This is a genomic window from Streptomyces sp. NPDC058985, from assembly GCF_042740985.1.
Classification (GTDB): domain Bacteria; phylum Actinomycetota; class Actinomycetes; order Streptomycetales; family Streptomycetaceae; genus Streptomyces.
Map to the genome: position 1 here is coordinate 57,074 of NZ_JBHYJX010000025.1, position 19,553 is coordinate 76,626.

The window sequence follows — 19,553 nt, forward strand, 5'->3', positions numbered from 1 at the left end:
AGTCCCGGAGCCACCCAGGCTCCGGGGCTTTTCGGCCGTTCCGCACAAGCATCTCCAGCCTCCGGGGCGTCCCCTCGCAGGCTTTCTCCGGGAATCACTGGGATACGTCCGCCGTGCAGTTCCGCCAGCAGGCCCTCTCCAAGCTCCAGTCACCGGAGGAACTAGACCTCCCGGTGCGTTTCGCCCGCCCGCAGGGCTGGCTGGTGCTGTCCGTGACCGTGGTCGCGATGGCCGCCGCGTCCGTGTGGGCGGTGGGCGGTTCGGTGACCTCCACCGTCGGCGCACCCGCCATCCTCACCCACGGGCAGGGCAGTTACCTCCTGCAGAGCCCCGTCTCGGGGCAGGTCACGGCGGTCCTCGCGCGCCCGGGCCAGCGGCTGGCCGCCGACTCCCCCGTGCTGAAGGTGCGTACCGCCGACGGCGAGAGCGTGGTCCGCACCGTCGACGCCGGACGGGTCAGCGCCCTCGCGGCGACCGTCGGACAGATCATCCGGACCGGCGCCAACGTCGCCTCCGTCGAGAAGGTCGCCGACCCCGGCGATCCGCTCTACGCCACCGTCTACGTACCGGCCGAGAAGGCCGCCGCGATCCCCGCGCACGCCTCCGTCGACCTGACCGTCCAGTCGGTGCCGACCCAGCAGTACGGCGTCCTGCACGGAGAGGTGAAGTCGGTGGACCGCTCCGCGCAGTCGGCGCAGACCATCTCCGCGTTCCTCGGGGACAGCCAGCTCGGCGAGCAGTTCACCGAGGACGGCAGGCCGGTCGCCGTGACGGTCCGTCTCGACACCTCCAAGTCCACGAAGAGCGGCTACGCGTGGTCGTCCGCCGACGGGCCGCCGTTCGAGCTGACCTCCATGACCATGGCGACCGGTTCCATCCGGCTCGCCGACCAGCGTCCCGTCGATTGGCTGCTGCCGTGAGCACCGCACAGGAGACCCGGGGACGGCGCCGGGCCGCTCCACCGGGGCGTGGCGCGCCCAGGAGCAGCGCGAAGACCGTCCGCACGCCCACCGTGCTCCAGATGGAGGCCGTCGAGTGCGGCGCCGCCTCCCTCGCGATGGTGCTCGGCCACTACGGCCGCCACGTCCCGCTGGAAGAGCTGCGTATCGCCTGCGGTGTCTCCCGCGACGGCTCGCGCGCCAGCAACCTGCTGAAGGCGGCGCGCGGTTACGGGCTGACGGCCAAGGGCATGCAGATGGACCTGGCCGCCCTCGCCGAGGTGACGACGCCGGCCATCCTGTTCTGGGAGTTCAACCACTACGTCGTCTACGACGGCATCGGGCGCCGCTTCGGCCGGCGCGGGGTGTTCATCAACGACCCGGGCAAGGGCCGCCGCTTCGTGACCCTTGAGGACTTCGACGGGTCCTTCACCGGGGTCGTGCTGACCATGGAGCCCGGCGAGGACTTCACCCGGGGCGGCCGCAAGCCCGGTGTGCTCGGCGCGATGCCCGCCCGTCTGCGCGGCACCGCGGGCACGCTGCCCGCCGCCGTGCTGGCGAGCCTGCTGCTGGTGGGGGTCGGGGCGGCGGTGCCCGCGCTCAGCCGTACCTACATCGACATGTTCCTGATCGGGAAACAGACCTCGCTGCTCGGCGTGCTGTTCGCCTCGATGGGGGCCTGCGTGCTGCTGACGGTGGTGCTGACCTGGCTCCAGCAGGCCAACCTGCTGCACGGCCGCATCATCTCCTCCACCCTCTCCAGCGCCCGCTTCCTGCGCCATCTGCTGCGGCTGCCGGTGACGTTCTTCTCCCAGCGCAGTCCGGCCGACCTGGTGCAGCGGCTCCAGTCCAACGACGCCGTCGCCGAGACGCTGGCCCGCGACCTCGCCGCCGCGGGCGTGGACGCGATCGTCGTCGTCCTGTACGCCGTGCTGCTGTACACCTACGACCCCCAGCTCACCTTCGTCGGCATCGGGGTGGCGCTGCTCAACATCCTCGCGATGCGGATCGTCATCCGGCTGCGCGCGACCCGTACGGCGAAGCTGCGGGCGGACACGGCCCGGCTGACCAACACCGCGTACACCGGCCTCCAGCTGATCGAGACGATGAAGGCGACCGGCGGCGAGGACGGCTACTTCCGCAAGTGGGCGGGGCAGCACGCCACCACCCTGGAGGAGCAGCAGCGGCTCGGGGTGCCGAGCGCCTGGCTGGGTGTGGTCGCGCCGACGCTGGCGACGGTCAACAGCGGGCTGATCCTGTGGATCGGCGGCATGCGGGCGGTCGAGGGGCACATCTCGGTCGGTCTGCTGGTCGCGTTCCAGGCGCTGGTGGTCCGCTTCACGGCCCCGCTGACCCGGCTGAACGGCGTCGCGGGCCGGATCCAGGACTTCGCGGCGGACGTGGCCCGGCTGAAGGACGTGGAGAACTTCCGGGCCGACCCGCTCTACGACCGTCCCGGCGGCGCCGACTCCACCCGGCGGCTGCGCGGGCAGGTCGAGCTGCAGAACGTCTCCTTCGGCTACAACCCGCTCGACAAGCCCCTGCTCACCGGCTTCGACCTGACCGTCGGGCCGGGGCAGCAGGTGGCCCTGGTGGGCGGCTCGGGCAGCGGCAAGTCCACGGTGTCCCGGCTGATCTCGGGCCTCTACGCCCCCTGGGACGGTGTGATCCGCATCGACGGGCAGCGGCTGGACGACATCCCGCGCGGGGCGCTGGCGTCCTCCGTCTCCTTCGTCGACCAGGACGTGTTCCTCTTCGAGGGCTCCGTGCGCGACAACATCGCCCTGTGGGACCCGTCGGTCCCCGACAGCGCGGTGGTGGACGCGCTCAAGGACGCCGCGCTGTACGACGTCGTCATGCGCCGGCCGGGCGGCATCCACAGCCCGGTCGAGCAGGACGGCCGCAACTTCTCCGGCGGGCAGCGCCAGCGGCTGGAGATCGCGCGGGCGCTGGTGCGCCGGCCGAGCATCCTCGTCCTGGACGAGGTGACCAGCGCGCTGGACGCGGAGACCGAGCAGGTCGTCATGGACAACCTGCGGCGGCGCGGCTGCGCCTGCGTGGTGATCGCGCACCGGCTCAGCACCGTGCGGGACAGCGACGAGATCGTCGTGCTGGCGCACGGCACGGTCGTGGAGCGCGGCCGGCACGAGGAGCTGGTGGCGCACGGCGGCGCCTACGCGGCCCTGGTCAGGGAGCGCTGAGATGACGACCGTGCACGAAGGGCAGGGCGACCTCGTCCTCGGGGCGCTCGGCTCGCTGGGCACCCGCGTGGACTGCGCCGGGTTCAACCGCCTCGACCTGGAGGGCCCCCAGGTGCTGTGGCTGGTGGCGTCCGGCGCGGTCGACCTGTTCGCGGTCGACGCCGGGGAGCAGGGCCACTGGCACCACCTCGGGCGTCTCGAGGCGGGCTCGGTGCTGCTCGGGCCGGTCGCCGGGCCGCAGCACACGCTGGTCGCGCGCCCGCTGCGGGACTGCGTGGTGCACCGCATCGGGCTGCGCGAGCTGTACCAGCCGGCGAACACGCAGACCTGGTCGTACGACGAGTACGGCAACCCCCAGTACGTGCCGCCGACGACGAGCCCGCTGGAGTACGCGCTCGCCCTGGGGGTGGGCCGGGGACTGACCGTGCTCTTCCAGGCGCCGATGGCCACCGAGCGGGCGACGGCGCCCACCGACGACGACGTGTTCTGGATGCAGGTGCCGCCGGGCAGCGTGCAGTACGGGGCGCTGTACGGCGAGGAGGCCGCCGCCGACCTGCTGATGGACCCGGCGCTGTGGCAGAGCCTGGTCGACCAGCAGCACCGGCTGCTGACCACGCTCGACCGCTGGATCGAGCAGCTGGAACGCACCCACGAGACCCGGACGGCGGCCGGCATCAAGGCCGGTGAGGCGGTGCGCGCGCAGGCCGACCGGACGCTGCTGGCCTCGATCGGCAAGCGGTCGGCCGGGCGCACCACGGCCGCCGACGCCGACGCCACGTACGCCGCGTGCAGGCTGGTCGCCGGTGCCGCCGGCATCGCGCTCGCCGAGCCCGCGCAGAACGGCACCGAGAGCGAGCGGCTCGATCCGGTGGAGCGCGTCGCCCTGGCCTCGCGCGTCCGCACCCGCGGCGTGCGGCTGGAGGACGGCTGGTGGCGGGACGACGTGGGTCCGCTGGTCGGGCACCGCACCCTGTCGGGGGCGCCGGTGGCGCTGCTGTGGCGGCGCGGCGGCTATGTGGCCGTGCATCCGGGGACCGGCCGGGAGACCCCGGTGGAGAGGGCGAACGCCGGGGAGTTCGAGCCGCGGGCGGTGATGTTCTACCGGCCGCTGCCGGAACGCCGGCTCAGTCCGCTGCGGCTGCTGCGGTTCTGTCTCCAGGGCACCCGCCGTGATCTGACCGGTCTGCTGCTCGCCGGTCTGGTGACGGTGGCGCTCGGCGCGCTGGTGCCGGTCGCGACCGGCAAGGTGCTCGGTGAGTTCGTGCCGAAGGCGCAGACCGGGCTGATCGTGCAGGTGTGTCTCGCGGTGATGCTGAGCAGCGTCGTCGCGGCGGCCTTCATGCTGATGCAGAACCTCACCATCCTGCGCCTCGAGGGCCGGATCGAGGCGACCCTCCAGCCCGCCGTGTGGGACAGGCTGCTGCGGCTGCCGACGAAGTTCTTCACCGAGCGGTCCACCGGCGAGCTGGCGAGCGCCGCCATGGGCATCAGCTCGATCCGCAGACTGCTGGCGGGCGTCGGTCCGACGGTGGCGCAGTCGGTGACCGTCGGGGCGATGAACCTGGGGCTGCTGCTCTGGTACAGCGTGCCGATGGCGCTCGCCGCGATCGGCATGCTGGTGGTCGTCGCCGGTGTCTTCCTGGCGCTCGGGCTGTGGCAGGTGCGCTGGCAGCGGCGGCTGGTCAAGCTCACCAACAAGCTGAACAACCAGGCGTTCCAGACGCTGCGCGGGCTGCCGAAACTGCGGGTGGCCGCCGCCGAGAACTACGCCTACGCGGCCTGGGCGGAACGCTTCGCGCACAGCCGCGAACTGCAGCAGCGGGCGGGACGGATCAAGAACCTCAACGCGGTGCTGGGCGCGGTGTACCTGCCGCTGTGCACGCTGCTGATGTTCATGCTCCTCGCCGGTCCGGCGCGCGGTTCGATGTCGGCGGCGGAGTTCCTGACCTTCAACGCCTCGGTGACGATGCTGCTGACCTCGGTCACCCAGCTGACCGGCTCCTTCGTGTCGGCGGTGGCCGCGCTGCCGCTGTTCGAGGAGATCCGTCCGGTGCTGGACGCGACACCCGAGGTGCGCACCGCCAGCACCCGTCCCGGGCCGCTGTCCGGGGGGATCGAGGCGCGGCGGCTGTCGTTCCGGTACACCGACGACGGGCCGCTGGTCCTGGACGACGTGTCCTTCGAGGTGCGGCCGGGCGAGTTCGTGGCGGTCGTCGGCCCCAGCGGGTGCGGCAAGTCGACCCTGCTGCGGCTGCTCATCGGCTTCGACCGGCCGCTGTCGGGCAGTGTCCTGTACGACGGACAGGACCTGGCCGCGCTGGACCAGTCGGCGGTACGGCGGCAGTGCGGGGTGGTGCTCCAGCACGCGCAGCCGTTCAACGGATCGATCCTGGACGTCATCTGCGGCACCGAGCCGTACACACCCGAGGAGGCGATGGCGGCGGCCGCGATGGCGGGGCTGGCGGAGGACATCAAGCGGATGCCGATGGGCCTGCACACCATCGTGTCGGGCAGCGGTGCCGTCTCCGGGGGCCAGCGGCAGCGGCTGATGATCGCGCAGGCGCTGATCCGCCGGCCGCGCATCCTCTTCTTCGACGAGGCGACCAGCGCCCTGGACAACGAGACGCAGCGCACCGTGATCGAGTCCACCAAGGCGCTCAACGCGACCCGGATCGTCATCGCGCACCGGCTGTCCACGGTGCTGGACGCCGACCGGGTGATCGTGATGGAGGACGGGAAGGTCGCCCAGCAGGGGCCGCCCGCCCAGCTGCTCGCGGACACCGGCGGCCGGCTGCACGAGCTGGTGCGGCGGCAGCTGGCCTGACCGGACCGGCCGGCGGGCCGCCCGGTTTCCGGTCGTACCGTCCCGGACCGCGTTGGACCGGCGCTCGGATGGGTACGTGGCCCCTCATGCGGATCAGCGTGGTGGATGTGGGGTCGAACACGGTCCGGCTCGTGGTGGCGGACGCGGAGGGCGGGGTGCCGCTGCCGGTGCACACCGAGAAGTGGCGACTGCGGCTGTCGGAGCAGGTCAAGCCGGGTGCACCGGTCCCGGAGGAGGCCGTGGAGCGGCTGGTGGCGGCGGTGGCCGACGCGAGCCGGACCGCGGCCCGGTGGGGGGCGCCGGACCCGCCGGCCTTCGCGACCGCCGTGGTGCGTGCCGCGCCGAACCGCCAGGAGGTGCTGCGCGCCGTGCGCGCCCGCACCGGCGTGGCCCTGTGCACCCTGCCCGGCGAGGTGGAGGCGGAGCTGACGTTCCTCGGGGCCCGGCGCTGGATGGGCTGGCGGGCCGGGCCGCTCGCGCTGCTGGACATCGGCGGCGGCTCGCTGGAGGTCGCCTTCGGGCGCGGCCGGCTGCCCGGCTTCGTGGCCTCGCTGCCCCTGGGCGCGGCGCGGCTCACCCACGAGTTCCTGGCGGGCGGCCAGGACCCGGCGTCGCCGGAGCAGATCAGGGCGCTGCGTCGCAAGGTCCGGCATCAGCTGCGGGACGTCGCGGCGCGGATCCGCTGGGAGGGCCCGCGCACCGCGGTGGCCACATCCCGGACCTTTCAGCAGTTGGGGCGGCTGTGCGGTGCCTCGCCGGGCCGGCACGGGCCGTTCGTGGAGCGGCGGATGCGCTGCGCGGACCTCGGGGACGCCGTCGGCCGGCTGGCCGCCCTGTCCGCGGCGGAGCGGTCCCGGCTGCCCGGCATCTCCGCACCGCGGGCCGCGCAGAGCGTGGCCGGGGCGGTGGTCGGGCACACCGCCATGAAGCTCACCGGAGTGGACGCGGTCACGCTGTGTCCCTGGGCGATCCGCGAGGGCATCCTGCTGCGCCACATCGAGGAGGGCCCGTCCTGGTGGAAGGAGGTCGTCCGCCTCAGTGACGAGGCAGCGGCCCCGCCACCGGGGCCGCTGCACCTCGCGTCCACGCCGGGCTGACCGCGGTCCAGGTGCCACGCAGGTCTCCGGGGGTACTCGCGGCGCATGGAGTACGACCACGAAGGACCACTGCTTCCGACGGCCCGGGGCCCACTCTCCGCGGCCGTCGGCGCGTACCTCCTCGGGACCGGGCCACTGCCCGGACCGGAGGAGGCCGCCGCCGCTCAGGCGTACGGCGACGATCTCCAGCTCGCGCTGTACCAGTGCTACGAGCTGCACTACCGGGGATTCGCGGGTGTGTCCCCGGGCCTGGAGTGGGATCCGGACCTGCTGCGCACCCGGGCAGCGCTGGAGCAGAACTTCCTCACCGCCCTGCGGGCCGACACGCCGGTCCACGACAGCGTGGAAGAGGCGATCGGGGCACTGCTGGTCGAGCCCGTGCACGGGGAGGGCGTCAGCCATTTCCTGCGCGACGAGGGAGAGTTGTGGCAGCTGCGGGAGTACGCGGCCCAGCGCTCCCTGTACCACCTCAAGGAGGCCGACCCGCACGCCTGGGTGCTGCCGCGGCTGTGGGGGCGCGCGAAGGCGGCGATGGCGGCGGTCGAGTTCGACGAGTACGGCGGCGGCCGCGCCGACCGGGTGCACGCCCGTCTGTTCGCCGACCTGATGACGGACCTGGGACTGGACACGGCGTACGGCCGCCATCTCGACGCGGCCTCGGCCGAGTGCCTGGTCACGGTGAACATGATGTCGCTGTTCGGGCTGCACCGGTCGCTGCGCGGCGCCCTGGTGGGTCATTTCGCGGCGGTGGAGATCACGTCCTCCCCCGGCTCCCGGCGGCTCGCGGAGGCGATGCGCCGCACCGGCGCCGGGCCGGCCGCCGAGCACTTCTACGACGAGCACGTCGAGGCGGACGCGGTGCACGAGCAGATCGTGCGGCACGAGGTGATCGACGGCCTGCTGGAGCAGGAACCGCACCTCGCGGCGGACGTCGTGTTCGGCATCGACGCCACCGGGCACGTCGAGGACCGCTTCGGCGTCCGGCTGCTGGACGACTGGCGGGCCGGACGGTCGTCGCTGGTCGTCCCGCTTCCCGAGCCGGATGGTGAGCATTCCGGAATTTCTTTTATTTCATGACCAAACGGGTACCTGGCTCGCGTGAATTTCATGGTGCTGCCGGGCGTCTACGCCCCTCAGGAGGACACCGCCCTGCTGGCCGCTGCGCTGTCGGGCGAGCCGCTGCCCCCGGGCGCGGCGGTGCTCGACGTGGGGACCGGCACCGGGGCGCTCGCGCTGGCCGCTGCGGTGCGGGGCGGACGGGTGACCGCGGTGGACGTGTCGTGGCGCGCGGTGTGGGCCGCGCGGCTCAACGCCGCCCGGGCGGGGCTGCGGATCCGGGTCCTGCACGGCAATCTCTTCACGCCGGTGCACGGCGCGTCGTTCGACCTCGTCCTGGCCAATCCGCCGTACGTGCCGGCACCGGCCGCCGGGCGTCGCCCGCGCGGTGCGGCCCGGGCCTGGGACGCGGGCCACGACGGGCGGATGGTCCTGGACCGGATCTGCCGCGAGGTACCCGGCCTGCTGCGGCCCGGCGGAGTACTGCTGCTCGTGCAGTCGGGGCTCAGTGATCCCGGCCGCACCGTCGCTCTGCTGCGCGAGGCGGGGCTGAAGGCCGCGGTGGTCCGGCGGCGGCGGATCGCGTTCGGTCCGGTGGTGCGCGGCCGGGAGCGCTGGCTGCGGCAGCGCGGGCTGCTGTCCCTGGCCGAGAACGAGGAGGAACTGGTGGTCGTCCGTGCCGAACTCCCCGTCTGACGACGCCGGTACGCCCCGTGCCGCTCGCCGGGTCAAGGTCCAGCGGCGGGGGCCGCTCCTGGTGGAGGGCCCGGTGGAGGTGGAAATGGAGGACGGCACGACGGTGTTCTCCGACCGCTTCCGGGTCGCGCTGTGCACCTGCCGGCGCAGCCGGCGCTTCCCCTGGTGCGACACCAGCCACCGCGCCAGATCCGCCGGGCCCGGTGACGGGCCGACGGCGGACTGAGTCCCGTCGTGACGCTCGCTCGTACCGGGAGGACGGCGGACGGCCCCACTCCGTCCGCCGTCCCCGGTGCGGGACCGCGGGCCCGTACGGTGGCGCTCGCACTCCCCAGTAGCGAGCAACCGGTCACGCCGCACGGGCCGGGCGGCCCCGGTCCCTCAGAACGTGAAGACGCTCGCGCTGCCCGCGTTCTTCACGCACTCGTTGGCGAAGGTCCGCTCGTAGGAGAGGCGCCGGCCCTGCCAGACTCCGTCGACGGTGACGGTCACGGGGGCGTACTCCCGCGTGCACATCACCCCGTCGGCGGCGGACAGGGCGTCGAAGTCGCCACCGGCGTGGCGGAGTTCGGCGCAGGCCGCGCCGGCCGCGGGGTGGGTCCCGGTGGCCGTCGGGGCGCAGGTGAGAGTGACCGCGCGGAGCGGTGAAGTGGTGGCAGCGCTCTCTCCGTGACCCACCGTCAGCACCAGGGCCGAGGGGGCGTAGAGCGACGCGGGGGCGGGGGCCGGGGAGGCGAGAGACGCCCCGGCGAGGGGCCCGCAGACGGCGGTGGCCGTCAGGCCCAGAGTCGCTGCCCAGCGCGCGGTGTTCCGCATTGTGTGCATCCTTCCGCTCTTTCGAGGGTGTTGATGCCGGCCCGGCTCGGTTGGTGCCGGAACGGCGAGCGCGAGTCTGCCGAGTCCGGCACCGAAACTCATCTCGACCCCCTGGATTTCGGTAACCTTGCGTATTGAATCAGTGGCTCGAAGTCACAGAATTCGAACGTTCCAAGTCCGGAACAGTGCGGTTCTTGATCGGTTCTTGAGGCTTGAACTGGCCGAATGGCGTGATCCACGCGTTCGCCAATCGGCCTGAAACACCCCTGAAACATGCCCGTTCACCCTGGCGGACGGCCTCGGCATACCAGCGAGTACGGTGCTGGCGACGCGAACTCGACGACGAGAGGCGACGCGGGATGGCCAAGCACTGGGCGGACTTCCAGTACGAGATCTATCTGAACGGCATGACGGGGGCCGTGCCGAGGCTCCCCACCGACCTGACCCGGCTGGAGGAGCTGGCCGAGCACCGGCTGGGCCCCGGCCCCGTCGGGTACGTCGCCGGCAGCGCGGGGGACGGCAGCACCGCACGCGCCAACCGGGCGGCGCTGGACCGGCGGCGGATCGTCCCGCGCATGCTGCGGGACGTGCACGAGCGCGACCTCTCGGTCGAGGTGCTGGGGCGGCCGCTGCCGGCGCCGCTGGCGCTGGCCCCGGTGGGCGTCCTGTCGATCATGCACCCGGACGCGGAGCCGGCGGCGGCCCGGGCCGCCGCCGGGCAGGGCGTGCCGTACATCCTGTCCTCGGCGTCCAGCACGCCCTTGGAGCAGGTGGCCGAGGCGATGGGCGACGCCGAGCGCTGGTTCCAGCTGTACTGGCCCAAGGACCGCGAGGTGGCCCGCAGTTTCCTGGACCGGGCGAAGGCGGCCGGGTACGGCGCGCTGTTCGTCACGCTGGACACACCGCTGCTGTCCTGGCGCCCGCGCGATCTCGACCGGGCGTATCTGCCGTTCCTGCACGGGGTGGGCACCGCCAACTACTTCTCCGACCCGGCGTTCCGGGCGGGTCTGGCCAAGCCGGTGCACGAGGATCCGAACGCGGCGGTGATGCATTTCGTCGGCATGTTCTCCGACCCCGCCAAGTCCTGGCCGGACCTGGCGTTCCTGCGGGAGAACTGGGACGGGCCGATCGTCCTCAAGGGCGTCCTGCACCCGGACGACGCCCGGCTCGCCGCCGACGCCGGAATGGACGGTGTGGTGGTGTCCAACCACGGCGGCCGCCAGGTGGCCGGCGCGGTCGCGGCGGCCGACGCGCTGCCCCGGGTGGCTGAGGCGGTCGGCGACCGGCTCACCGTGCTCTTCGACAGCGGCGTCCGCACCGGCGACGACGTCTTCAAGGCGCTCGCGCTCGGCGCCCGCGCGGTGCTCCTCGGCCGCCCCTACGTCTACGGCCTGGGCCTGGACGGACAGGCGGGCGTCGAGCACGTCGTCCGCTGCCTGCTCGCCGAACTCGACCTCACCCTGGCCCTGTCCGGCCACGCCTCCCCGACGACCCCCGGCCCGGACGACCTCGTGGAAGGCCCGGTGTAGCGCGACCGCGCAACCTTTGCGCCGGCATTACGGAGGGACGGCCCGGCGGCCACCGGCCTCGGCGACCGCCACACCACCCGCGCGAGGCGCACCCCGACGGCGCCGGGCCGCACGGCCACGCCCGGCCACGGCCAACTCGGCAGCGGCCGGCCTCGCCCACACCCGGCACCACCGGGCGCCGCGGGCTCAGTCGCCGGCCAGTTCCACCGAGCGGGCGGCCGGGCCGTCGGTGCGGGCGATCGACAGGGAGCCCTCCGCCGTCGGCAGCGGGTCGCCGCGCCAGCGCTGGATGTCCGAGCCGTCGTGCAGCTTGACCACGACGTCGGCACCGGGTGCGACGGTGGTGGCGGCGAGGGCGAGCTGCCGCTCCCGGCGCGGGATCAGCCGCCCCCGGTCGGTCAGGTCGTACCGGACGTCGTCGCCCCGCTCGGTGCCGTCGTCGGCGCAGGTACCGAGAATGACGACTCCGGCGTCCGCCTGCGAGTCCAGACACAGCCCCGGGTCGGCGACGCTGCGCAGCAGCCCGTCGTCCTCGTAGGTCCACTGCTGGGTCCACGCCTCGGAGCACGCCGCCAGGCGGGCGCCCGTCCCGGCCTTCGGCTCGCCCCGGACGTCCAGGCACAGGTCGGCGCCCACGTTCCGCAGCCGGGTCCGGTCGGCGCCGGCGGGCAGCCCGGCCGCGCCGGGCGGTTCGGGACGGCTGGTGGCGGACGTCTCGCCGTCGCCGCCGACGGCACTGGTGGAGGCGGCCGGATCGGCGCCGCCGCCGTCGTACGACCACACACTGACCACCAGCACGATGGCCAGCACACCGGCGGAGGCGGCGCCGAGCTGCCGGAGCGGCGACCGGCCGGAACCGGGGCGGCCCGGGGCCCGGCGCACGGGGACGGGGATGCGGGCCAGCAGCCCGGTGCGTGAGCCCCGGTGCCGGGCGGCGCCCTTGGCCAGGCCGCCCAGGGTGGTCCGGCAGGGACGGGAGTCGAGATAGCGCCGGGCTCCCCAGCCGAGCACCGCTTCGGCGATCAGCGTGCCCAGTTCCCGCTCGAAGTGGCCGAGTTGATCGGCCGCGTGACGGCAGTGGCGGCAGTCCACCAGATGCTTGCGGACATCCGGCAGCAGGGCGCCGCCCCGGCGGATCGGCACGTCGAGGAGGCGGCTGTGGAAGCGGCAGTCCTGGCTCGGCGCGAGCTGCCTGTGGGCGTGCAGACAACCCTCGCGGAATTTCTCACGCGCTTGTTCGAGGGTGGCCGACGCGGTGTCGGTATCCATGCCGAGCAGACCGGCCGGGACACTTATGGACTCGCCTTCGACCTCCGTGTGCCACAGCAAACAACGGGCCGGTCCGGGAAGGGAGGAGAATGCCCGCGCGGCCAGGGTCCGATTTTCCGGGGTCAGGGACTTCGCCGCCAGCATGCCGCGTCCGCCGGCGGGCTTGAGCAACTGCGGCAGCACACCGGAGGTGTCCGGGTCGGCGGCCCACTGGCGGACCGTGTCGCGGACGGCGACCAGCAGGCGCGGACGCAGTGCGGTGGCCGGCTCGCCCTCGGCGAGACGGTCCAGCACCCGGTGCCAGGCGGCAGCCGTGACCATGGCGGTGACCTGTGTCGACGTGGCGAGGCAGATGGTCGCGTAGTCGTGCGCGGGCTGCCAGTGGCGTGCCATCAGCAGCGCGGCTACCCGGGCGGCCTCGTTCTCCGGGCCGTCCCGGAGCCGCGCGGCCAGCAACTCGTCGGACTCCCCGGGGTCCCCGCCCGGGGGCGGGTACGCGGGACGAGGGGGGTGGGGGGTGGGCACTGAGATGTTCCTTCCCACGCGCTGCGACTCAGACGTTCCGATCGCCGAAAAGGGACCCCGGATTGGTGTGGACCTTTTCGGCGCGGTGTGGGGAGCGTGAATTCGCCATGGCGAAATCGAACCTGGTCTGTCAAAGCGCGTGCGAGACCCGGCCTTTACCCCCCGCACGGGTGCTTCACTCTCGCACAAACCACTCATGGTCAACAAGGCGAGCGGGCAACATCGGCCCGCCTTTGAAAGAAGGTCAGATTCCGTCGCAACTCATGAAACGCGCAACGACTTTCCGTATTCTCCGCGCGCGCGTGCGAACCCCGGGTCAGATCTGCCAGGAGCGCAGCCGGTCCGCCGCGCCGTAGACGTCGGCCTTGCCGGACATCAGGTCGCGCGCGAGGTCGACCAGGGCGCCGTAGGGCGGGTCGATGCCGGTACCGGCGGCGAACATGTAGGCCACCGCCGTCGCGCAGGCGAAGCGCGCGTTGGCCGAGGGCAGCGGCTTGAGTACGGCGAGGGTGTGCAGCAGCGCGGCGGCCCGCCAGGCCGGGTCGGAGTCCACCCCGAGGCGGGGCGGGTCCACGCGGTGCCGGGCGACGGCGGCCACCAGCGCGGAGAAGTCGTTGACCGTGGGCTGCTCCGGCAGCACTTCCTCGTGGCGCTGAAGCAGCCACGGCACGTCGATGTGCAGGACCGGGGCCATGGGTCAGGCGGCCCGCCCCTCGCCCCGGACGGGCGGTGGTTCGTCGTCGGGAAAGGCGGCCGCGAATTCGTCGGCGTGGGCCGAGAAGAACCGGCGGAACGCCTCCGCCCCCTCCTGCAGTGCACGGTGCCGGGCTATGTCGGCGGCGGCCGCGTCCCTGACGAGCGCCTTCATCGACGTACCGCGTTCCTTGGCGATCTGCCGCAGGTCCTCGAGCTCGCGGTCGCTGAACTCCACGTTCAGAGCTGGCATGCCCCCACGGTACCGCTCCGGTACTGACCCGTAAATAGACCCAGGTCAGAGCCACAGGGAGTCGGTACCGCGAGGGTCAGCGGGCGGTCAGCCCTGGTCCGCCACGAAGGAGGCCATCCGGGCCAGCGCGGCGTTCCAGTTGATGGTGTGCTCGTTGGTCGACCAGGACTGGATGTCGTCGATGAAGCAGAACTGGCCGACGCAGCCCTGGAGTTTGCTCTGCGCGTAGGGGTCCTGAATGCTCGAGTTCGGCCCGCCGGAGAGGGTGCCGTCGGGCGGTTCCGGCAGCGCGGGGTCGAGCTGGTGGGCGTACCAGCGGCTGTGCTGGTTGTGCGCGTTGACCTCGCCGTAGCCGGTGACGTACGACATGTTCAGCGCGTTGCGGCCCAGGACGTAGTCCATGCTCTGGACGGCGCCGTCACGGTACTTGGAGCCGCCGGTGATGTCGTAGGCGGTGGCGAGGACGACGGCGTTGTTCAGGACCTGGTGACTGGAGCCCCAGTCGTACAGGTTGCCGTCGGGCGCGTAGGGCATGCCGTACGGGTGCGCCCGCAGGGTCGCCAGGTAGCCGTCGGCGCCGCGGACGACGGACCTGCGCACCTCGTCGCGGCCGGGGAGCCGGTTCGGGACGGTCGCCAGGTCCAGCCGGGCGGCGGCCGCCGTGCGCGCCCAGTCGAAGCCGGTCGGGCCGAAGATGTCGGCGGTGTGGACCGGGGAGTTCAGCACGTACTCCTTGAAGTCCCGCTCCCCGGTGGTCAGGTACAGCTCGGCCGCGGCCCAGTAGAACTCGTCGTCGACCCGGCTGTCGGGGTAGGCGCCGCCGCCGATGCCGTCGCTCTCGTCGGCGAGCACGTCCGGGTGGGCCAGCGCCGCCGCCCAGGCGGTGCGGGCGGCGTCCAGCGCCTTCGCGGCGAAGTCCCGGTCGTAGGAGCGGTACAGGCGGGCCGCCTGTGCGGCCGTCGCCGCCAGGTTCAGGGTCGCCGCGGTGGTCGGCGGGTGGAGCTCACGCTTCTGCGGGTCGTCGCTCGGCAGCAGCGGCAGCCCGGTCCACTGCTCGTCGTGGATCTTGTGATGGGCCATGCCGGCCAGCGGCTGCCCCTCGGGTACCTGCATCTTCAGCAGGAACTCCAGTTCCCAGCGGGCCTCGTCGAGGACGTCCGGCACCTCGTTGCCGCTCTCGGGGATGTCGAGGGTCCCGTCACCGAGCTTCGAGGGTTCCCCGGTCCGGGCGTGCAGCGAGCGCTCGTACGTGCTCAGCAGCTCCCAGGTGGAAATGCCGCCGTTGACGACGTACTTGCCGTGGTCGCCGGCGTCGTACCAGCCGCCGGAGACGTCGAGGCTGTAGTCGCACACGCCGGGCTGGCAGGGCACCTCGGTGTCGCCCTGGTTGGGTGCCACGCCCACGTGCCCGGCGGGGCGGCCGTAGCCGGGGCGGAGTTCGTCGCTGATGGCGAGGCCGCTGCGCTGCGTGTAGTAGTACTTCGCGGAGTCGGTGCGCAGCCGCTGGTAGGCGGCCGTGCCGATGTCGAAGGGGCGGCTGGTCTCGCCGTCTGCGGTCAGCGTGTAGCCCTCGCCGCGCTTCTTGTGGCGGCCGAAGTCGATCGAGTGGACGTTCTGTCCGGAGGAGGCGTCCACGCCGCGCGGCGTGGAGCGGCCGTGGGCGACGACCCGGCCGCCGGCGTCCTTGAGCTGCCAGGGCAGGGCGGCGGTCGCGTCGGTGACGAGGGTGGCGTTCTTCGGTCCGGCGGGCAGGTAGCCGACCTGGTTGACGCGGACCCGTGGTCCGGTGTCGGGGACGTGCGGCTCGGGCTCCACACCGCCCAGCAGGGACACGTCGTCCACGCAGAACCGCCAGGCGTCGGGCGTGCCGCCGAGCTGGAAGCCGACCTGGCCCTGGGTGGTGTCGACGGGCGAGGTGAAGGTGTACGCGTAGGTGTCGCCGGAGACGCTGAGCTGCGGGCTGACCTCGTAGTACGTGTCGTACGGGTCTACCGACAGGCCGACGATCGCGCGGACCACGTGGTCGGCGGGCGTGCCGGTCGCGGTGAAGGAGAACCGGTACGACTCCCCCGCGACCAGGGTGATGTCGTTCTGGCCGATCGCGGCGTCCCAGCGGTTGACGGTGCCGCCGGGCGCGTCGGCGCACAGCCGGCCGTCGGACACGGCCGCCGTGACGTTGCTGCCGGCCCACCAGGATGCGGTGCCGTTGTCGAAGGTGCCGTTGCTGACCTGCTCGGTCTCGTCGGCCCCGGCCGGCGCGGCGGGCAGCGCGGTGACGGCCGCCGCCAGCAGGGCCGTCAGGGAGATGAGCGCGGTTCTGCGTCTTTTCACGTCCGGGCTCCTCGGGGGAGGTGGCGCTCACTGTGATGGGAGCGCTCCCAAATGCGGTCGCAGGCCATGCTTGTGGCAGACATGACATGCCGTCAACGGTCCGGACGGGACTGGTTTTCCGTCCGGACCGGCGCGCGGCGGCTCAGACGGCGGGCGCCTCCAGGAGACTGACGCGGATGGCGCCCCGCGCCTGACCGGGGTGCCGGCTGGTCAGCGTGAGACGGACGCCCGAGCCCCGTACCGCGTCGAAGGTGACCACGGTGGGCGTGTCGGACGACGTGGCCCAGTCGGTCTCGACGCCCTCGGCCGCCCGCCAGACGCCGCCGTCCCGGACGGCGACCTCGACGGCGGCGGGCAGGCTGTGCGCGTCGTCGACGGTGAAGGAGACCTCGATCCGGCCGTAGCGGCGGGTGCGGCCGTGGGCGAGCGAGATCCAGTCCTCGGGGCGGGCGCCGTCGAAGGCGGGCAGCAGGGCGGTGGCCGCCTTGCGGAAGCCGTTGGACCAGCCGGTCGCGGGGTCGCCGTCGATCATGGCGGCGGGGAGGGTGCCGGGGCGGCCGGAGTAGCTCGCGTCCGCGTGCGGGTGGTCCACGGGCGCGGGGTGCTCGGGGCGGAACCCGGGCGCGGGTGTGGTCGCCGGGTCCGGCGCGCGCCGGGCGCCCACGGCCGTCGTGCCCGTGCGCAGGCCGTGCGCGCGGGCGGTCACCCGCAGCACGCCGGGCCGGGTGCCGGAGCGCACGATGGCCAGCGCTTTGCCGTGGAAGGCGGTGCGGGTTGTGGCCTGGTAGCGCTCGGCGCTCTCCTGGCGGCCGTTGTCGAGTCCGGCCAGTGAGCCGCCCTCGACGTCGAAGGTGATCAGGTGCTCGGCGCCGGGCACCAGCACGCCGTGCCGGTCGACCACCTCGGCGGTCACGAAGACCAGGGACCGGCCGTCGGCGGCGACGGTCTCGCGGTCCGGGGTGAGGCGGACGGCGTGTGCCGCCCGGGCGGTGCGCAGGACGTCGGTGGCGACCGTCCTGCCCCCGCGCCGGGCGACGGCCTTCAGCTCGCCCGGCTCGAAGGGCACCCGCCAGGTCAGGTGGAGCTTGCCGGCGCTGCCGGTGGGGCTGGTGTAACTGCCCGGGTAGGGGCCGTCGGTGAAGGTCTTGTCGTCGCCGGTGGCCTCGGTGGTCTCCAGGTACGTCCGGCCGTCGGCGGTCCGCTTGGTGTCGAACCGGCGGGTGCCGAGGGACCGCCCGTTCAGGAACAGCTCGACGGTGTCCACGTTGGCGTACGCCCAGACCTCCACGGTGTCGCCCTCGCGGTGGTTCCAGGTCTCCGGCAGCAGGTGGACCATGGGCTCGTCCGTCCACTGGCTGCGGAACAGGTGGTACATGTCCTTCGGGAAGCCGGCGGTGTCGACCGCGCCGAAGAAGGACGCCTTGACCGGGAAGACGTCGTACGGCGTGGGTTCCCCGATGTAGTCGATCCCGGACCACAGGAACTGGCCGGCGAACCACCTGCGGTCCCGGTCCTTCTTGTGGCCGTACTCGCCGCTCATGGTCCACGAGGCGAGGTTGTTGTCGTAGGACGAGGTGGCCCGGCGTCCCGGGGTGTGGTTCTCGCCGGTGTTCAGGTGCTCCGGCTCCTGGTAGGTGCCGCGCGTGGAGGTCTCGGACGAGGACTCGGACTCGAAGAGGAAGAGGTGCGGGTAGGCCGCGTGCAGGTCGTCGACGGACTTGGCGGTGTTGTAGTTGAGGCCCAGTCCGTCCAGCTTGGCCAGCATCAGGTCGGCCGGGGAGCCCTTGGCCGGCATCCCGCGGTATTTGTCGGAGCCGATGACGAGCGGCCGGGTGGCGTCGGCGGCCCGGATCGCGTCGATGATCCGGTCGGCCATGGCGAGTCCGGCGGTGGAGGTGGAGTCGGGGACCTCGTTGCCGATCGACCACATGACGACGGCGGGCGAGTTGCGGGCCGCGAGCACCATCTCGGTCGCGTCGTGCTCGCACCACTCGTCGAAGAAGCGGCCGTAGTCGTAGGGGTTCTTGCCGGTGCGCCAGCAGTCGAAGGCCTCCACCAGCATCACGATGCCCAGTTCCTCGCAGACCTCGATCATCTCGGGCGAGGGCGGGTTGTGGGAGGTGCGGAAGGCGTTGACGCCCATCGACTTCATGATCGTCATCTGGCGGCGGACCGCGTCGGCGCTGACGGCGGCGCCGAGTGCGCCGAGGTCGTGGTGGAGGTCGACGCCCTTGATCTTGGCGTACCTCCCGTTGAGGTGGAAGCCCTCCTCTGGGTCGACGCGGCAGGTGCGGATGCCGAAGGGGGTGCGGTAGGTGTCGACGGTCCGGCCGGCGACGCGCAGTTCGGTGTGCAGGGTGTACCGGTGCGGGTCCGCGAAGTCCCAGGTCCGGGGGTGGGTGACGGTGAGTTCGTGGGTCTCGCTCGCCTCGTCGGTCACCCGGGCCGTGGAGGCGGCCCGGGCCACCGTGCGTCCGTCGGCGTCCTCGACCGACGACCTGACCTCGACCTCGCGCGCGGCGCCCGAGGTGTTGACGACGGCCGTCTCCACCCGGACGACGGCGCGTTCCGCGCTCACCCCGGGCGTGGTGACGTACGTGCCCCAGCGCCGTACGTGCACGGGCTCGGTGACCACGAGGCGGGCCTCGCGGTAGATGCCGCTGCCGGAGTACCAGCGGCTGCTCGGCAGCCGGTTGCGCACCTGCACCGCGAGGACGTTCTCGGTGCGGCCGTCGGTGTGCACCAGGTCGGTCAGGTCGAGGGCGAATCCGGTGTAGCCGTAGGGGTGACGGCCGGCCTCCCGGCCGTTGCAGTGGACGCGGGCGTCCATGTACACGCCGTCGAACTCGACCGAGATCCGCTTGCCGGCCAGGGCGGGCGGCAGGGTGAAGGCGAGCCGGTACCAGCCGAGGCCGCCCGGCAGGAAACCGGTCCCGCTGGTGGTGCCGTGCTCGGTGGTGGGCGTCTGTTCGATGCTCCAGTCGTGCGGGACGGCGACCTCCCGCCACGCCGCGTCGTCGTACGCGGGGTCGGCGGGGGCGGTGGAACCGCCTACGGAACCGTCGGGATCGGCGAGCCAGAAGCGCCAGCCGTCGCGCAGGGCGACGGTCCGGCGGCCCGGGGCGCCGCCCGTCGCGTCCGCGGCCGACGCCGTGGGGGCGGCGAGGACCGCTCCGGCCGCGGGCGTGGCCGCGGAGGCGATCAGTACCGATCTGCGCGTGACCGTCATGACGCATCTCCCTCATCGGGGCCCAGAAGTACTCACAACTCATCGTGACCAAACAGATTCTGACGTCCCGGCATACGCGCTCGTCAAGGCCACGGA

Annotated in this window: 14 protein-coding genes; 8 read left to right on the top strand and 6 right to left on the bottom strand. The window is 72.9% G+C overall.

What is annotated here, in order from left to right; genetic code table 11:
• Positions 1 to 113: 113 nt before the first annotated feature.
• The 7 genes from ACFW01_RS22215 to ACFW01_RS22245 all read left to right on the top strand — a co-directional run bounded on the left by ACFW01_RS22215 (position 114) and on the right by ACFW01_RS22245 (position 9,038).
• Positions 114 to 920 (top strand): HlyD family efflux transporter periplasmic adaptor subunit, encoded by an 807-nt coding sequence (locus tag ACFW01_RS22215; RefSeq protein ID WP_234955889.1) that lies wholly within the window; start codon positions 114 to 116, stop codon positions 918 to 920.
• Positions 917 to 3,139, top strand: coding sequence for an NHLP family bacteriocin export ABC transporter peptidase/permease/ATPase subunit (locus ACFW01_RS22220; protein ID WP_384505845.1), 2,223 nt, complete (start codon positions 917 to 919; stop codon positions 3,137 to 3,139). The genes ACFW01_RS22215 and ACFW01_RS22220 overlap by 4 nt, the downstream gene beginning before the upstream one ends.
• A 1-nt stretch (position 3,140) precedes the next feature.
• Positions 3,141 to 5,963: an NHLP bacteriocin export ABC transporter permease/ATPase subunit gene (locus ACFW01_RS22225; protein ID WP_384505848.1), complete on the top strand. Its 2,823-nt coding sequence runs from the start codon at positions 3,141 to 3,143 to the stop codon at positions 5,961 to 5,963.
• Positions 5,964 to 6,049: 86 nt separating this feature from the next.
• On the top strand, positions 6,050 to 7,060 hold the full coding sequence (locus ACFW01_RS22230; RefSeq protein WP_384505950.1) for a Ppx/GppA family phosphatase: 1,011 nt from the start codon (positions 6,050 to 6,052) through the stop codon (positions 7,058 to 7,060).
• A 45-nt stretch (positions 7,061 to 7,105) separates the two neighbouring features.
• A complete protein-coding gene (locus ACFW01_RS22235; RefSeq protein ID WP_384505851.1) occupies positions 7,106 to 8,137 on the top strand; it encodes an iron-containing redox enzyme family protein in 1,032 nt (343 codons plus the stop codon).
• Positions 8,138 to 8,167: 30 nt separating this feature from the next.
• The gene (locus ACFW01_RS22240) at positions 8,168 to 8,812 is read left to right on the top strand and encodes a HemK2/MTQ2 family protein methyltransferase (protein ID WP_384505953.1); all 645 of its coding nucleotides are present in this window, start codon (positions 8,168 to 8,170) and stop codon (positions 8,810 to 8,812) included.
• Entirely contained in the window at positions 8,793 to 9,038 is a 246-nt protein-coding gene (locus ACFW01_RS22245; protein ID WP_384505854.1) for a CDGSH iron-sulfur domain-containing protein, read from the top strand. Before ACFW01_RS22240 ends, ACFW01_RS22245 begins: the two co-directional genes overlap by 20 nt.
• 155 nt (positions 9,039 to 9,193) lie before the next feature.
• On the opposite strand, the gene ACFW01_RS22250 is transcribed toward ACFW01_RS22245, so the two are convergent.
• Positions 9,194 to 9,628 carry a protease inhibitor gene (locus tag ACFW01_RS22250; RefSeq protein ID WP_122615206.1) on the bottom strand — a complete coding sequence of 145 codons (435 nt, stop codon included), beginning with the start codon at positions 9,626 to 9,628 and terminating at the stop codon, positions 9,194 to 9,196.
• 359 nt (positions 9,629 to 9,987) lie between these two features.
• Here ACFW01_RS22250 and ACFW01_RS22255 point away from each other — a divergent pair, with 359 nt between their 5' ends.
• Entirely contained in the window at positions 9,988 to 11,157 is a 1,170-nt protein-coding gene (locus ACFW01_RS22255; protein WP_384505857.1) for a lactate 2-monooxygenase, read from the top strand.
• Between the two features lie 186 nt (positions 11,158 to 11,343).
• On the opposite strand, the gene ACFW01_RS22260 is transcribed toward ACFW01_RS22255, so the two are convergent.
• The 5 genes from ACFW01_RS22260 to ACFW01_RS22280 form a co-directional block, all read right to left on the bottom strand.
• Complete coding sequence (locus tag ACFW01_RS22260) at positions 11,344 to 12,951, bottom strand: RICIN domain-containing protein (RefSeq protein ID WP_234955877.1); 1,608 nt, start codon at positions 12,949 to 12,951, stop codon at positions 11,344 to 11,346.
• 316 nt (positions 12,952 to 13,267) lie between these two features.
• Positions 13,268 to 13,645: a toxin Doc gene (locus ACFW01_RS22265; protein ID WP_125494390.1), complete on the bottom strand. Its 378-nt coding sequence runs from the start codon at positions 13,643 to 13,645 to the stop codon at positions 13,268 to 13,270.
• 3 nt (positions 13,646 to 13,648) lie between these two features.
• Positions 13,649 to 13,897, bottom strand: a complete 249-nt coding sequence (locus ACFW01_RS22270; RefSeq protein WP_361359603.1) for a hypothetical protein — start codon at positions 13,895 to 13,897, stop codon at positions 13,649 to 13,651.
• A gap of 87 nt (positions 13,898 to 13,984) precedes the next feature.
• On the bottom strand, positions 13,985 to 16,228 hold the full coding sequence (locus ACFW01_RS22275) for a glycoside hydrolase family 9 protein (protein WP_384505862.1): 2,244 nt from the start codon (positions 16,226 to 16,228) through the stop codon (positions 13,985 to 13,987).
• A gap of 142 nt (positions 16,229 to 16,370) precedes the next feature.
• A complete protein-coding gene (locus ACFW01_RS22280; RefSeq protein WP_384505865.1) occupies positions 16,371 to 19,457 on the bottom strand; it encodes a glycoside hydrolase family 2 TIM barrel-domain containing protein in 3,087 nt (1,028 codons plus the stop codon).
• Positions 19,458 to 19,553 lie beyond the last annotated feature (96 nt).